This is a genomic window from Vagococcus sp. (genome assembly GCF_052102835.1).
GTDB lineage: Bacteria > Bacillota > Bacilli > Lactobacillales > Vagococcaceae > Vagococcus.
Genome location: NZ_JBQEIL010000014.1, coordinates 1 through 13,241, shown reverse-complemented (window position 1 = coordinate 13,241; position 13,241 = coordinate 1). Strand labels below are relative to the sequence as shown.

Here is a 13,241-nt window from a genome sequence, read left to right as displayed (position 1 = left end):
GTGTTGAGGGATTTCCTCAGCACTTTTCTCGAACTTAAGGAGGAAGACTTATGAATCTCATTATCATGGGGTTGCCAGGAGCTGGAAAAGGAACACAAGCTGAAAGAATTATCGATACTTATGGAATTCCACATATTTCTACTGGAGATATGTTCCGCGATGCTATGAAGAATGAAACAGCTCTTGGATTGAAAGCAAAAGCTTTTATTGAAAAAGGTGAGTTAGTTCCGGATGATGTGACTAACGGGATTGTAAAAGATCGCTTAGCACAAGCAGATACGGAAAAAGGATTTTTATTAGACGGGTTCCCTCGTACATTAGCTCAAGCAGAAGAATTAGATAAAATTATAGAGGAATTAGGCAAAAAAATAGATGTTGTCCTAAACATTCATGTGGAGTCTGATATTCTTGTCGAACGTTTGGCAGGTCGCTTTATTTGTAAATCATGTGGTGCAACGTATCATAAATTGTACAATCCACCAAAAGTGGAAGGTACTTGTGATCGTTGTGGAGGCCATGAGTTTTATCAAAGAGAAGATGATAAACCAGAAACGGTTAAAAATCGTTTAGCGATTAATATCAAAAACACAAACCCAATCTTAGCTTATTACGAAAAACAACAATTGGTTCAAACCGTTGATGGAAATCGTGATATTGAACTTGTTTTCAAGGATATTAAAACAATTCTTGATAATGAAGCAAACTAAGCCACAGATTAGTTATCTAACATTCAGTGAGTCACCTTTTTCTTGACTAAGTACATTAAGAAGTGGTAAAGCCCCGTAAGTTTTCTTTCGGTTTAGGACGATGTATGTTATAATAGTCAAGTTGAAAATGAAGTGTGAACGCTATTGTTCAGTTTGTCAGCATGTCAAATAAAAACAATGTTATTAAGGAGGTACTAGTTGTGGCGAAAGAAGAAATGATTGAAATTGAAGGTACAGTCGTCGAAACTTTGCCGAATGCAATGTTTAAAGTGGAATTAGAGAATGGACACGTTATTTTAGCTCATGTTTCAGGAAAAATTAGAATGCACTACATTCGCATTTTACCTGGAGATAAGGTAACAGTTGAGTTGTCACCGTATGACTTAACTCGCGGTCGTATCACTTACCGTTTTAAATAATTGTACTCCGTAAAATCAAGGAGGTATAATCATGAAAGTAAGACCATCAGTAAAACCCATTTGTGAAAAATGTAAAATAATTCGTCGTAAAGGTCGAGTTATGGTTATCTGTGAAAACCCAAAACATAAACAACGTCAAGGATAAAAGGAGGTGTAACGAATAATGGCTCGTATTGCAGGTGTAGATATCCCTCGTGACAAACGTGTAGTTATTTCTCTTACTTATATTTTCGGTATTGGAAAACAAACAGCACAAGATGTCTTAAAAGAAGCAGGCGTTTCTGAAGAGATTCGCGTACGCGATTTAACTAACGATCAAACTGATGCTATTCGTGCAGCAGTTGATAAATTAAAAATTGAAGGTGACTTACGTCGTGAAGTGAACTTAAACATCAAACGATTGATGGAAATTGGTTCATATAGAGGCATGCGTCATCGTCGTGGATTACCAACTCGTGGACAAAACACGAAAAATAATGCACGTACTAGAAAAGGACCAGCACGTTCTATCGCTGGTAAGAAAAAATAAGATTAGAGTGAAGGAGGTTTAAAGCTTCATGGTAGCAAAAAAAGTTACTAGAAAACGTCGAGTGAAAAAAAATATTGAAGCAGGTGTGGCACATATCCACTCTACTTTCAATAATACAATTGTGATGCTAACAGATGTACATGGAAATGCAATTTCTTGGTCATCAGCAGGTGCATTAGGTTTTAGAGGTAGTAAAAAATCAACACCATTCGCGGCTCAAATGGCAGCAGAAACTGCAGCTAAAGTTGCAATGGAACATGGTTTAAAAACTGTTGACGTAACTGTTAAGGGACCAGGATCTGGTCGTGAAGCAGCAATTCGTTCATTACAAGCAACAGGATTAGAAGTGACAGCGATTCGTGACGTTACTCCAGTTCCTCACAATGGATGCCGCCCTCCAAAACGCCGTCGTGTTTAATGAGAGAATCATTCCTTTGTTAGGACGTTTAGCGACATTGAACAGGACACTTTTCGTTTTGAAAGGGGTATAGATAAGAATGATTGAATTTGAAAAACCAAGAATCACAAAAATTGATGAAGATAGAGACTATGGTAAGTTTGTTATCGAACCTTTAGAACGAGGTTATGGTACAACATTAGGAAATTCTTTACGCCGTATCTTATTGTCATCTCTTCCAGGTGCTGCAATCACTAATCTACAAATTGAAGGTGTTTTACACGAATTTTCGACAGTTCCAGGCGTGCGTGAAGATGTGACGCAAATCATCTTAAATATTAAGGGATTAGCATTAAAACTTTTCGCTCAAGAAGAAAAAACGTTAGAAATTGATATCACTGGTCCAGCAGAAGTTACTGCAGGCGATATCATTACTGATAGTGATGTTGAAATCATGAATAAAGACTTATTTATTTGTAGTGTTGCTGATGGAGCGACCTTCCGTGCTAGCTTGATGGTTAAACCTGGCCGTGGGTATGTTCAAGCAGATGAAAATAAATCGGAAGATATGCCAATTGGTGTGCTACCGGTAGATTCTATCTACACTCCAGTGAGTCGTGTGAATTATCAAGTAGAAAACACACGTGTGGGTCGTCGTGATGATTTTGACAAATTAACTTTAGATGTTTGGACTGACGGATCTATCGCTCCTCAAGAAGCTATTAGTTTAGCTGCAAAAATCTTGACAGAGCACTTAGATATTTTTGTTAATTTAACTGACGAAGCTAAAAATGCTGAAATTATGATCGAAAAAGAAGAAACACAAAAAGAAAAGATGTTGGAAACAACTATCGAAGAATTAGATTTATCTGTACGTTCTTATAACTGCTTGAAGCGTGCTGGTATCAACACGTTACAAGAGTTAACAAATAAATCTGAAGCAGAAATGATTAAAGTTCGTAACTTAGGCCGTAAATCACTAGAAGAAGTGAAAGCTAAGCTAGCTGATTTAAATATTGGGTTACGTCAGGACGATTAATCATTAATATCGTTTAAAGGAGGAAATACGACGTGAGTTATCGTAAATTAGGTCGCACAAGTAGCCAAAGAAAAGCTTTACTTCGTGATTTAACAACTGATTTAATTATAAATGAACGCATTGAGACTACTGAAGCTCGTGCTAAAGAAATACGTTCAACAACTGAAAAAATGATTACTTTAGGTAAACGCGGAGATCTTCATGCTCGTCGTCAAGCTGCAGCATTCGTACGTAACGAATACTTAGAAGCTCGTCTAGATGAAACTGAAGAAAACATAGTACAAGAAACTGCTTTACAAAAACTATTTAATGACTTAGCACCTCGTTATGCTGACCGTCAAGGTGGATACACACGCATCCTTAAAAAAGGACAACGCCGTGGAGATGCTGCCCCTATGGTTATCATTGAATTAGTTTAACATTTTGTTATGCATCACTTTATAGATGATTCTTTTAGAGTGTTATGATGTTGGAGGACTTGTTTCTCCGAGTCTAGCTCGGTGCTTACCCCCTACTTTTATCGGTGGGGGGTACGCGCTCATCATATAAAGTGCTTTTTTTATATCCAAAAATGGAAGCGTGTCAATTAATTTACATGATATTTTCTATGAAATTTAAGAAGAAATGGATAGTTTGTTTGTGCTTTTAACAGAAAATTAAAAGTAGAAAGAAGCTTTTTAATTTTAATTAGAAAAGGGAGACGAAGAATGAGTAAACCGTTGATTCAATTGCAAGAGATAACATTTAAGTATCATTCAGATGATGAAGAAGAAGCATTGAAAGACGTTTCTTTGTCTATTTATCCCGGTGAATGGGTTGCTTTAATCGGTCATAATGGCTCGGGTAAGTCGACTTTAGCAAAAACAATTAATGGTTTAATCCAACCATCTGAGGGGAAAATATTTGTCAAAGGAGAACTTTTAACTGAGACGAATATCTGGAGTATGCGTCAATTGATTGGGATGGTTTTTCAAAACCCAGATAATCAATTTGTAGGGTCAACTGTAGAAGATGATGTTGCCTTTGGTTTAGAAAATCATGGGGTTCCCCGTGAAGAAATGGTGTTTCGAGTGGAAGATGCTCTTGAAAGAGTCCGAATGTTAGACTTTCGGACGAAAGAGCCTTCCCGACTTTCGGGTGGTCAAAAACAACGGGTCGCGATTGCTGGGGTTGTCGCTTTACGACCGGATGTTATTATTTTAGATGAATCGACCTCTATGCTTGACCCTGAAGGACGTCTTGAAGTGATTGACACCATTCAAAAGATTAAAGAAGAATCGAACTTAACTGTCATTTCAATCACTCATGATATTGATGAAGCAGCTTTTGCAAGTCGTGTTTTAGTAATGGAACAAGGCCGCTTGGTAAAAGAAGGAACGCCTGAGGAAATTTTTTCTGCTGGTGAGGCTTTGATTCAACAAGGATTAGATATGCCTTTTCCTGAAAAATTAAAAGTGGCTTTAAAGAAAAAAGGGATTCCCGTTCCAAATGAGTACTTAACTGAAGAAGGGTTGGTGGATTTTTTATGGACATCCGATTTGAAAAAGTAAACTTTACTTATCAGCCTAATACCCCCTTTGAACAACGTGTTTTATTTGATATCGACTTAGAAATACCGGATCATAGTTATGTTGCGATTGTTGGGCATACAGGGAGTGGAAAATCGACGTTGCTACAGCATTTAAATGCACTATTGAAACCAACGAGCGGGCAAGTCGTTTTGGGTGACCGTGTGATTACCTCAACAACGACAAATAAAAATTTAAAACCCATTCGTAAAAAAGTGGGAATCGTATTTCAGTTTCCCGAGTCACAACTGTTTGAAGAAACAGTCGCTAAAGATATTGCTTTTGGACCTAAAAACTTTGGAGCTACTGAAGCTGATGGAGATCTCTTAGCTAAAGAAATGATTGAATTAGTTGGTTTGGACGCCAGCTTTTTAGATAAATCACCATTTGATTTATCGGGTGGTCAAATGCGTCGCGTCGCAATTGCAGGTGTTTTAGCAATGGAGCCTGAAGTCATCATTCTTGATGAACCTACGGCAGGACTTGATCCTAAAGGGCGAAAAGATATGATGGAAATGTTCTATCGTTTACATCGAGAAAAAGGCTTAAGTATTATTCTTGTGACTCACTTAATGGATGATGTTGCTGAGTATGCCGACTTTATGATTGTTTTAGAAAAAGGTAAAATTCAGAAAAAAGGCCATCCTCGTGACATTTTTAATGATTTAGCTTGGCTTAAAGAAAAACAACTAGGCGTTCCAACAGCGACCGAATTTGCCTTTCGTTTAATAGAGAAAGGGATGACGTTTGAGCGGTTACCTCTAACTGCTGATGAATTAGCAGATGAATTGGCTCAGAAATTCTCTCCAGAAGGGAAGATACGTGAATGAACAAATTACTATTAGGCCGTTATATTCCTGGAGATTCGTTGATTCATCATTTGGATCCTCGTGCGAAGCTTTTCGCTAGTTTTTATTTTATTGTGATTATCTTTTTTTGTAATAATTTTTCATCATTTGGCTTGATGTTTTTGTTTACTTTCATGTCCATCTTGCTTTCAAAAATTAGTTTATCTTTCTTTTTAAAAGGTGTTCGCCCGTTAATCTGGTTGATTTTATTTACAGTATCGCTGCAAGTCCTATTTACTAATGGCGGAACGGTCTATTTTAAATTTGGCTTTTTAACGATCAGTGAGTTTGGTTTGCAAAATGGAGCCTACATCTTTTTAAGGATTGTCTTAATTATATTTATGTCGACGTTACTGACGTTAACAACGCCACCGTTGTCACTAGCGGATGCGATTGAGTATTTGTTACGTCCCCTAAAAAAACTTAAGTTTCCCGCACATGAAACGTCGATGATGATTTCAATTGCGTTACGATTTGTTCCCACTTTAATGGATGAAACAGAAAAAATTATGAATGCGCAACGTGCTCGTGGTGTTGATTTCAATGAAGGTAATTTAATGCAGAAGATGAAAGCAGTGGTTCCGTTATTAATTCCATTATTTGTGAGTAGTTTTGATCGAGCGGAGGATTTAGCTTTGGCAATGGAAGCTCGTGGTTACCGCGGAGGTGAAGGTCGAACTAAATATCGACTCTTACATTGGCAGTGGCAAGATACGATGACTATCCTCTGTCTAGCGTTACTAACAGGCGCTTTGCTGTTTGTGCGTCAATAGAACAATTCTGAAGATGAGTTAAGACAAGAAATGTTTGTTTTAACTTATCTTTTTATTTATAAAAGTAAGGAGTAAGAAGAAATGCCAAGATATAAAGCAATTATTCAATACGATGGAACAAATTATGCCGGTTTTCAAATTCAAAAGAATGCGAATACAGTCCAAGCAGAAATTGAAAAAACATTAAAACAACTGAATCGAGGCCAAGCGGTGACAATCCATCCGTCTGGTCGAACAGATGCAGGTGTTCATGCTCGAGGTCAAGTCATTCATTTTGATTTCCCGCAATCGCGTGAGCCTGAAAAATTACGTTTTGCATTGGATACTCAAACGCCTAATGATATTAGTTTTTTAGCGGTTGAGTTAGTTGAAGAAACGTTTCATGCGCGTTATTTAGCTAAAGAAAAGGTTTATCACTATCATTTGGACATAGGTCAATCTAGGAGCCCGTTTAAGCGACACTATGCAGCTCACTACAGATTTACCTTAGATTTAATTAAAATGCGTCAGGCAGCCAAAGACATCCTTGGAACACATGACTTTAGTGTCTTTTGTGCAGCGGGGAGTTCAGTGGAAGACAAGACACGAACAATTTATGCAGTCGAAATTATTCAAACCAGTGAGACGGATCTTTTATTTACTTTTCGTGGGAATGGTTTCTTATATAAAATGGTCCGTTTATTGGTTGGGACGCTTTTAAAAATAGGGAATGGTGGCTTACCAGAAGATGCCATACAACGCGCCCTTGAGGACCAAGATAAAAAAATGATTGGACCCACAGCTCACCCAGAGGGGCTTTTCTTAATGGAAGTCAAGTATGACACGAGTTTGTAATAAAAAAGAATTGAAAAAAACAGTTAAAAAAGATTGACAGATGAGTGAATTACCTTTAATATGGTAAATGGTATTGTTTGCCCCACGATGAGCCCCGGAATCTTATTGTGTATTGCCAAACAACAGAAGAAAATTGGAGGAAAAAAACCCATGCGTACAACATATATGGCCAAAGCTGGCGAAGTAGACCGTAAATGGTATGTAGTAGATGCAACTGATGTTCCTTTAGGACGTCTATCTACTGTCGTAGCATCTATCCTACGTGGAAAAAATAAACCAATATTTACACCTCATGTAGATACTGGTGACTATGTAATTGTAATTAATGCTGACAAAATCAAATTAACAGGACATAAAGCAAGTGACAAACTGTATTACCGTCATAGCCAACACCCAGGTGGTTTGAAATCTGTATCTGCTGGTGAATTACGTGAGAAAAATTCTCGTCGATTGATCGAGACTTCTATCAAAGGTATGTTACCAAAAAATACTTTAGGACGTAAACAAGGTTCTAAATTATTCGTATACGGTGGAAGCGAACATGAACAACAAGCGCAACAACCAGAAGTATTAGATATTACAAACCTAATTTAAGGAGGGAATTTCATTGGCTAAAGTACAATATATCGGCACAGGCCGTCGTAAAAAATCTGTAGCACGTGTACGCTTAGTACCAGGTACAGGTAAAGTAATCATGAACAAAAAAGAAATTGAAGAATACATTCCACATGCTGATTTACGTGAAGTAATCATGCAACCACTAGTAGCAACTGAAACTAAAGGATCTTATGATGTATTAGTTAACGTTGACGGTGGTGGATATGCAGGACAAGCTGGCGCAACTCGTCATGGTATCGCTCGTGCGTTACTACAAGTTGACCCAGATTTCCGTCCAGTTCTTAAACGTGCTGGCTTATTAACACGTGACGCTCGTATGGTTGAACGTAAAAAACCAGGTCTTAAAAAAGCTCGTAAAGCTTCTCAATTCTCAAAACGTTAATATATTCTATATATCAACATTTCAAGACATTTTCCATTTATTTGGAAGGTGTCTTTTTTTGTTGAGGTAATGAAAAAGGTAATGACGGACTTATTTTGTAGCTATAATCCAGTATATGAAATGAATTTGTCAACGGCATTTCGTTGTGCTTTTTCAGTTACATGAGAATATGTGTTTAGCGTTGTTTCGGCATTTTTATGACCTAGTCTATCTTGTGTTTCTTTTATACTAGCTCCACCTTCTAAAAGCAAAGTAGCATGTGTATGACGTAAACCGTGAATAGTTACGTGTTTAAATTGATATTTCTTTTCTAATTTACGCATGATGTTATTTGAGTAATCAGCATGTAGAGGTTGATTTATCTTTCCATCAGCATTTATATAAGTGAAAATTAATTGATCTTTTCTTTTAGTGTTTATTCCGAATTGCAGAAGCTCTAAGGCTTGTTCCTTCTTCCATTTCTTTAGCATTTCAATTGTTTGAGAATCAACAGGAAGAATTCGCTTTGATGTGATATTTTTAGTATCTTTTTGAACTCTGATAGTTTTTCTTTTAGAAGAACTATCTTTATTTCGGATAGTTGCATAGCTTTTATCAATGTAGAGTAAGTGTTCATCAAAATCTATATCTGACCAATGTAGTGCAGACAACTCTCCTTTTCTAACACCAGTTGTTATTAGGAGTTGGAAAATTAATATATGTTTTAAAGGTTCTTCTTTATGAAGTATCTCCATAAAGAATTTAAGTTCATCAAGTGAAAAGAAGTTATCTGATTCTTTCTTTTCTCTTTTTGGTAATTTTACATTTAGCATAGGATTTCGTTGTAATAGTTCAGAAAAAATAGCGTGTTCAAAAATTTGAGACGTATATGATTTTAATTGTTTGATGTTTGTATAGGTTTCTGCCCACTTATTTATAGCATTTTGACATTGTACAGGAGTTATTTTAGATATATTTTTTTCTCCAAATATGGGTAGAATGTGTAATTTGAAAATATCTTCTGTACGTTGGTAAGTTGTTTCTTGAACACGATTTTTATAGGTTGGTAACCAATCTAAGTAAACAGTTTTAAAAACATCATCGGATAACTTTTGATAAGTTCCATCAGCAATCTCAAGTTTTTTTCTTGCTTCATGTAACTTGGCTTCTTTTTCGGTTTTAAACCCTTTTTTTACATAGTATTCTTGTTTTCCTTGTTCATCTTTACGAATGTATAAGCGGACTGCATAACGCAGTCCGCTTTTTGTTTTGTATTTATTAATCGACATAACTAATCTCTCCAATCTAATAACTTGGCGAGTTGGCTGATTGAGGAATTAGTTTTCTTTGTATTTATCTAATAACATAGCTTTTCTTTTTTCTAAAATTCTATTGATTTTATCGATGGAATCATCAATTTCATCTTCAATAGTTTCAAATAAATTACTTGTTAAAGGCTCATCGCCTATACCAAATACAAAAGTTGTAGCACCTAAGTAGTCCGTATAGTCACTAACATTATCAGGATCGCTTAATTGTGCTAAACGTAATCTATTGGTTTCTAAAAAAATCAAATCAGAATTAAAACATCCGGATGTATCAAGATTAGCATTTCTTAATGCTTCTTGAGTTTTTTCAAATTCAATATCAAGGTTAAGCATTCTAGTATGATGCTCCATTAAAGGTTCTTTAATTCCGAATAAAATTGCTTTATAGCTTAAATTTGTTAAAGAAGAAATGCGCATCATTTCTTGCCAAGTAGGAAGAACATTCTCATTCTCCCAAGCTTCAACTCTTTCAGGAGAAACAATAGGATCAAACAACCGTCCGAATATTTCAGGACTAGTATAAAATTGTTTTTCTCTAATATTTCGAATTCGTTCGCCATAACCACTAATTTCTTTTCCGTAAAGGAGGTAGTTAGTGGTCACATTTCCAATTTTGGCAATTTGCTCTAGTCTTTCTTTTTGAGGTAGACTATTTCCTTTTTCCCAAGTTTGAACAAGTCCTTTACTCGCTGGAGGAGTAATTAGTTGTCCAAATGCCTCAAGGGAAACTTTTTTTGAATCCGATAATCCAAGTCTTATGTCACGTATACGTTTACCTATATCTTCTGAATTTAAAACCGACATGTTATTCTCCTTTCTAGTTATTTACTAATATAATATACGAAAATCGACAATAAAACAAAAAAAATAACAAAAATTATTATTTTTTATTTTAAAAGTAAAACAAATATGGTATTATCTTTTTAAAGTACTATGATTTTAGTACTTAAAAGAAAGGAGAATACTTATGATAGAAGTATCTCAAACTGTTTCTGAAACTTTACGTAAGCAAAGAGCAATTCTATTTTTAACTAGAGAGGAATTAAGTAAAGAAATCGGATTAACAGCAGTGACTCTTAGAAAGATAGAGAGAGGGGGTACTAAAGTAAACAGTAAAACTTACGAAAAAATAATGTTGTGGTTAGTAAAAAGATTAGATTAGTAGACTTGGCGAGTTGGCTGATTTATGAATTAGAAAGGATAATTAAAATGAAAAATAATGAATTTACAATCTCTATTAATGATGATAAAAACTTATTGTTACAGGTTTATGCTGAACAAATATTTAGTTTAGTAGAAGGGAAGATTATAAGTCAAAATGAGCAACAGCCATTTTTAAAAGGAAAACAATTATGTGCGTTTTTAGGAATTTCTTGGGGAACGTTTTTAAAGTTAAAGAAGCAGGGGTTACCAACTATTATTTTAAATACTGGAAGTAGTGGAATGGAGTTATATTCAAAAGAATCGGTAGTGAATTGGATTCTAGAACAAGAGGTAAGAGCATGATAAAAACACGAAAAAAAGATTTAGCAAACCATCTTGGCGGACGTAAGCTAAATCTTCTGAAGAATATACTAATAAAAGTATATTTTGACTCTATTATATCATATGTTGGGGGTGTTAAATATGCCTTCTAATCGTTATAAACTTGAAGATTTTTGGGATGGAGAAAGATTTTACAGGATTCCCAAAGCTTTATTTTTAAATCCAGTTTATGAAGATATGAGTAACGAAGCAAAACTATACTATGCTATTTTTAGAGATCGCTTTGAACTGAGTTTGAAAAATAAATGGGTTGATAAAGATGGAAATGTATATATTTATTTCTCTCTTGAGACAATGAGAGAGCTTTTTAAACGTAGTAATACGTATTTAATTAAAATCAAGAAAGAGCTGAAGAGATATAATTTGATTGAGGAAGTAAGACAGGGATTAAAAGAGCCAAATAGAATTTATCTTTTAAAAGTAAAAGAAGTGCCCGAAACCCTTGAAAATGCTTTAATTCCATTCCATGGAATTCCACAGAATGAAACTGTTGATAACCACGGAATGGAGCCTAATGATACTGAGTATAGTGATACTGAGAAAATAATTAAAGATACAATTAAAGATACACCGAATGGATTAGAGAGTTCATTTCAAGAGTCATTTTTATCTTTTTTCGATAGACAATTTTTAACAGAAAAAACGATACAGCTACTTTTAAACTTTGGTGACACAATGATAACTAAAAAATTTTTAGATATTATATTTCAGTCTAAGAAAAAGGTCGAGAATTACCAAAATAAAGAAAATAGAAGTGATACTGGTGTAGAATATTGTATTTACGGTGATATATGGTCTGAGGAGATAGAGAATCAAGTGAAAAAATTCTTATTTAAAATGAAAGAGTATCAGACCAAGGATAAACCAATTGAAAAACTAGAAGGCTATTGGTTTAAAACTATGCAGAATTTTTGGGAAGCCGTTTTATTAATGGAAAAACGTTATGGAGTAACATATTTAATTGAACAGCAACGACAAGAGATTTTAGAACTTGATACAGAGCTTATGGAATATTATAAGGGATTAATTATGAGTGGAGATAAAAATGCAAGAGAAGCACTTTTTAAAGCTGTCTATGGAGAATTAGAAGAATGAAGAATAAATATAATGAGCTCAGACTACGTTCGTTTGATGATAGGTTACTAGATTATGTAGATGAATTAGTGAGAATTAAGAATTCTGGCAGGAAGCATAGTTTTTATAATCGAAAAGACATCATCGAAGAAATAATAAACAGAGATATTGAAATGAAGTCCAGTGCATTTAATCTAAAGTCAAAACTAGAAATTGAAAAAAGCTATCAAAAAATGGCAAAAAAAATAGATAGGCTTCAGGAAACAATAGATGATCTATTAGAACAAAATACTGTACTTTTAGCAATCGAATTGAAGGAGCGTGGTCTGTTAAGTGAGTAAAGAAGACTACGTGAGCATAAAACTTAAAAAAAAACACGTCTGAGAAATTACTAGCTGTAGCAAAAAATGAAAGAATAAGTTTATCAGAATTAGTAGAAAAGGCATTAGACCTGTACGTAGCAGAAGATGAGATAGCGGACTTCACATATGATGTTGAAAAACAAATCTATATTTTGAGAAAGAAAGTACAAGAAGACATAGAACTAAATAGAACAATGTATAAGCTATTGAAAGGATTTTAGTTATGAGAAGAAGAACGGTAGCTTTTGTTAGCACTGATTATTCAGATGAGGAATTTAATATTTTGATGAAAAGGGTGAAACAAAAAGCCAAAACTAAAGGGATATCAGCTACTAATTATATGCTAAAAGCATTATCAGATAGTTTAGAGGAAGAACGAAAAGAAGAAAAAAATAATATGAGATTAGAATTAACAGATATCATGTATAAACTAAACTATATTATTGCTATGCATCATATTGCAGGACTATCTACTTGTAGTTTAAATATTAACGAAAGAGTAGATAGTTATGAAATTTTTGAAGAATCTTATAATAAATTAAGTGGAATTAAATTTGCTGAAATGTACGCTGAAGAGAGAACGATAAAAGAAACAAATGAAATTTTTGAAAAACAATCTAAACAGAAGTTTGGAACATTTTATGAGAAAAAGAAAGTTGTTGCTCCGCCAAAATCAATCTATGATTATGACTACAAAAGCCTATTAAGAGATCAAGGTTTAAATATAAAATAAATCTTTAAGGAGTGTATTAGTAAATGCGATATCCAATTAATAGTATGAGTGTATGAATAGGTTACACTTAGTTGAACAAAAAAGATAAGGTGTCTATACTTAATAA

Annotated in this window: 20 protein-coding genes; 18 read left to right on the top strand and 2 right to left on the bottom strand. The window is 34.6% G+C overall.

The window, feature by feature from the left end:
* Positions 1 to 50: 50 nt before the first annotated feature.
* From ACTJFD_RS10875 to rpsI, 13 genes are all read left to right on the top strand, one after another.
* Complete coding sequence (locus ACTJFD_RS10875) at positions 51 to 707, top strand: adenylate kinase (protein WP_442261555.1); 657 nt, start codon at positions 51 to 53, stop codon at positions 705 to 707.
* A gap of 200 nt (positions 708 to 907) precedes the next feature.
* Positions 908 to 1,126: a translation initiation factor IF-1 gene (gene infA / locus ACTJFD_RS10870; protein WP_077275915.1), complete on the top strand. Its 219-nt coding sequence runs from the start codon at positions 908 to 910 to the stop codon at positions 1,124 to 1,126.
* Positions 1,127 to 1,157: 31 nt separating this feature from the next.
* The gene (gene rpmJ, locus ACTJFD_RS10865; protein WP_071457744.1) at positions 1,158 to 1,271 is read left to right on the top strand and encodes a 50S ribosomal protein L36; all 114 of its coding nucleotides are present in this window, start codon (positions 1,158 to 1,160) and stop codon (positions 1,269 to 1,271) included.
* An 18-nt stretch (positions 1,272 to 1,289) separates the two neighbouring features.
* Positions 1,290 to 1,655: a 30S ribosomal protein S13 gene (gene rpsM / locus ACTJFD_RS10860; RefSeq protein ID WP_442261554.1), complete on the top strand. Its 366-nt coding sequence runs from the start codon at positions 1,290 to 1,292 to the stop codon at positions 1,653 to 1,655.
* Positions 1,656 to 1,683: 28 nt separating this feature from the next.
* On the top strand, positions 1,684 to 2,073 hold the full coding sequence (gene rpsK / locus ACTJFD_RS10855; RefSeq protein WP_442261553.1) for a 30S ribosomal protein S11: 390 nt from the start codon (positions 1,684 to 1,686) through the stop codon (positions 2,071 to 2,073).
* Positions 2,074 to 2,152: 79 nt separating this feature from the next.
* Positions 2,153 to 3,091 (top strand): DNA-directed RNA polymerase subunit alpha, encoded by a 939-nt coding sequence (locus ACTJFD_RS10850; protein WP_442261552.1) that lies wholly within the window; start codon positions 2,153 to 2,155, stop codon positions 3,089 to 3,091.
* A 32-nt stretch (positions 3,092 to 3,123) separates the two neighbouring features.
* Positions 3,124 to 3,510 carry a 50S ribosomal protein L17 gene (gene rplQ, locus ACTJFD_RS10845; RefSeq protein ID WP_442261551.1) on the top strand — a complete coding sequence of 129 codons (387 nt, stop codon included), beginning with the start codon at positions 3,124 to 3,126 and terminating at the stop codon, positions 3,508 to 3,510.
* A 288-nt stretch (positions 3,511 to 3,798) separates the two neighbouring features.
* Complete coding sequence (locus ACTJFD_RS10840) at positions 3,799 to 4,641, top strand: energy-coupling factor ABC transporter ATP-binding protein (RefSeq protein WP_442261550.1); 843 nt, start codon at positions 3,799 to 3,801, stop codon at positions 4,639 to 4,641.
* On the top strand, positions 4,617 to 5,489 hold the full coding sequence (locus ACTJFD_RS10835; protein WP_442261549.1) for an energy-coupling factor ABC transporter ATP-binding protein: 873 nt from the start codon (positions 4,617 to 4,619) through the stop codon (positions 5,487 to 5,489). The genes ACTJFD_RS10840 and ACTJFD_RS10835 overlap by 25 nt, the downstream gene beginning before the upstream one ends.
* Positions 5,486 to 6,280: an energy-coupling factor transporter transmembrane component T family protein gene (locus ACTJFD_RS10830; RefSeq protein ID WP_442261548.1), complete on the top strand. Its 795-nt coding sequence runs from the start codon at positions 5,486 to 5,488 to the stop codon at positions 6,278 to 6,280. The genes ACTJFD_RS10835 and ACTJFD_RS10830 overlap by 4 nt, the downstream gene beginning before the upstream one ends.
* An 81-nt stretch (positions 6,281 to 6,361) precedes the next feature.
* Complete coding sequence (gene truA, locus ACTJFD_RS10825; RefSeq protein ID WP_442261547.1) at positions 6,362 to 7,114, top strand: tRNA pseudouridine(38-40) synthase TruA; 753 nt, start codon at positions 6,362 to 6,364, stop codon at positions 7,112 to 7,114.
* Between the two features lie 150 nt (positions 7,115 to 7,264).
* Positions 7,265 to 7,708, top strand: coding sequence for a 50S ribosomal protein L13 (rplM, locus tag ACTJFD_RS10820; RefSeq protein WP_442261546.1), 444 nt, complete (start codon positions 7,265 to 7,267; stop codon positions 7,706 to 7,708).
* 13 nt (positions 7,709 to 7,721) lie between these two features.
* Entirely contained in the window at positions 7,722 to 8,114 is a 393-nt protein-coding gene (gene rpsI / locus ACTJFD_RS10815; protein ID WP_442261545.1) for a 30S ribosomal protein S9, read from the top strand.
* A 101-nt stretch (positions 8,115 to 8,215) separates the two neighbouring features.
* Here rpsI and ACTJFD_RS10810 read toward each other — a convergent pair whose 3' ends face one another.
* Together ACTJFD_RS10810 and ACTJFD_RS10805 are read right to left on the bottom strand one after the other, a co-directional pair.
* Positions 8,216 to 9,382, bottom strand: a complete 1,167-nt coding sequence (locus tag ACTJFD_RS10810) for a tyrosine-type recombinase/integrase (protein ID WP_442261544.1) — start codon at positions 9,380 to 9,382, stop codon at positions 8,216 to 8,218.
* 48 nt (positions 9,383 to 9,430) lie between these two features.
* Positions 9,431 to 10,225 carry a helix-turn-helix domain-containing protein gene (locus tag ACTJFD_RS10805; protein WP_442261543.1) on the bottom strand — a complete coding sequence of 265 codons (795 nt, stop codon included), beginning with the start codon at positions 10,223 to 10,225 and terminating at the stop codon, positions 9,431 to 9,433.
* A 163-nt stretch (positions 10,226 to 10,388) separates the two neighbouring features.
* Here ACTJFD_RS10805 and ACTJFD_RS10800 point away from each other — a divergent pair, with 163 nt between their 5' ends.
* The 5 genes from ACTJFD_RS10800 (at position 10,389) to ACTJFD_RS10780 (ending at position 13,135) form a co-directional block, all read left to right on the top strand.
* Positions 10,389 to 10,583, top strand: a complete 195-nt coding sequence (locus ACTJFD_RS10800; protein ID WP_413491416.1) for a helix-turn-helix domain-containing protein — start codon at positions 10,389 to 10,391, stop codon at positions 10,581 to 10,583.
* 47 nt (positions 10,584 to 10,630) lie between these two features.
* Positions 10,631 to 10,927 (top strand): hypothetical protein, encoded by a 297-nt coding sequence (locus ACTJFD_RS10795; protein WP_442261542.1) that lies wholly within the window; start codon positions 10,631 to 10,633, stop codon positions 10,925 to 10,927.
* Positions 10,928 to 11,047: 120 nt separating this feature from the next.
* The gene (locus ACTJFD_RS10790; protein ID WP_442261541.1) at positions 11,048 to 12,061 is read left to right on the top strand and encodes a replication initiator protein A; all 1,014 of its coding nucleotides are present in this window, start codon (positions 11,048 to 11,050) and stop codon (positions 12,059 to 12,061) included.
* On the top strand, positions 12,058 to 12,381 hold the full coding sequence (locus ACTJFD_RS10785) for a hypothetical protein (protein ID WP_442261540.1): 324 nt from the start codon (positions 12,058 to 12,060) through the stop codon (positions 12,379 to 12,381). The genes ACTJFD_RS10790 and ACTJFD_RS10785 overlap by 4 nt, the downstream gene beginning before the upstream one ends.
* Positions 12,382 to 12,625: 244 nt before the next feature.
* Positions 12,626 to 13,135, top strand: a complete 510-nt coding sequence (locus tag ACTJFD_RS10780) for a hypothetical protein (protein ID WP_442261539.1) — start codon at positions 12,626 to 12,628, stop codon at positions 13,133 to 13,135.
* Positions 13,136 to 13,241 lie beyond the last annotated feature (106 nt).

Coding starts and splice junctions, on each gene's coding strand:
- ACTJFD_RS10875 (WP_442261555.1), top strand. CDS start 51: ATGAATCTCATTATCATGGGGTTGCCAGGAGCTGGAAAAGGAACACAA.
- rpmJ (WP_071457744.1), top strand. CDS start 1,158: ATGAAAGTAAGACCATCAGTAAAACCCATTTGTGAAAAATGTAAAATA.
- ACTJFD_RS10810 (WP_442261544.1), bottom strand. CDS start 9,382: ATGTCGATTAATAAATACAAAACAAAAAGCGGACTGCGTTATGCAGTC.
- ACTJFD_RS10800 (WP_413491416.1), top strand. CDS start 10,389: ATGATAGAAGTATCTCAAACTGTTTCTGAAACTTTACGTAAGCAAAGA.
- ACTJFD_RS10805 (WP_442261543.1), bottom strand. CDS start 10,225: ATGTCGGTTTTAAATTCAGAAGATATAGGTAAACGTATACGTGACATA.
- ACTJFD_RS10780 (WP_442261539.1), top strand. CDS start 12,626: ATGAGAAGAAGAACGGTAGCTTTTGTTAGCACTGATTATTCAGATGAG.
- ACTJFD_RS10850 (WP_442261552.1), top strand. CDS start 2,153: ATGATTGAATTTGAAAAACCAAGAATCACAAAAATTGATGAAGATAGA.
- ACTJFD_RS10795 (WP_442261542.1), top strand. CDS start 10,631: ATGAAAAATAATGAATTTACAATCTCTATTAATGATGATAAAAACTTA.
- ACTJFD_RS10790 (WP_442261541.1), top strand. CDS start 11,048: ATGCCTTCTAATCGTTATAAACTTGAAGATTTTTGGGATGGAGAAAGA.
- truA (WP_442261547.1), top strand. CDS start 6,362: ATGCCAAGATATAAAGCAATTATTCAATACGATGGAACAAATTATGCC.
- ACTJFD_RS10785 (WP_442261540.1), top strand. CDS start 12,058: ATGAAGAATAAATATAATGAGCTCAGACTACGTTCGTTTGATGATAGG.
- rplM (WP_442261546.1), top strand. CDS start 7,265: ATGCGTACAACATATATGGCCAAAGCTGGCGAAGTAGACCGTAAATGG.
- ACTJFD_RS10835 (WP_442261549.1), top strand. CDS start 4,617: ATGGACATCCGATTTGAAAAAGTAAACTTTACTTATCAGCCTAATACC.
- rpsK (WP_442261553.1), top strand. CDS start 1,684: ATGGTAGCAAAAAAAGTTACTAGAAAACGTCGAGTGAAAAAAAATATT.
- ACTJFD_RS10830 (WP_442261548.1), top strand. CDS start 5,486: ATGAACAAATTACTATTAGGCCGTTATATTCCTGGAGATTCGTTGATT.
- ACTJFD_RS10840 (WP_442261550.1), top strand. CDS start 3,799: ATGAGTAAACCGTTGATTCAATTGCAAGAGATAACATTTAAGTATCAT.
- rpsM (WP_442261554.1), top strand. CDS start 1,290: ATGGCTCGTATTGCAGGTGTAGATATCCCTCGTGACAAACGTGTAGTT.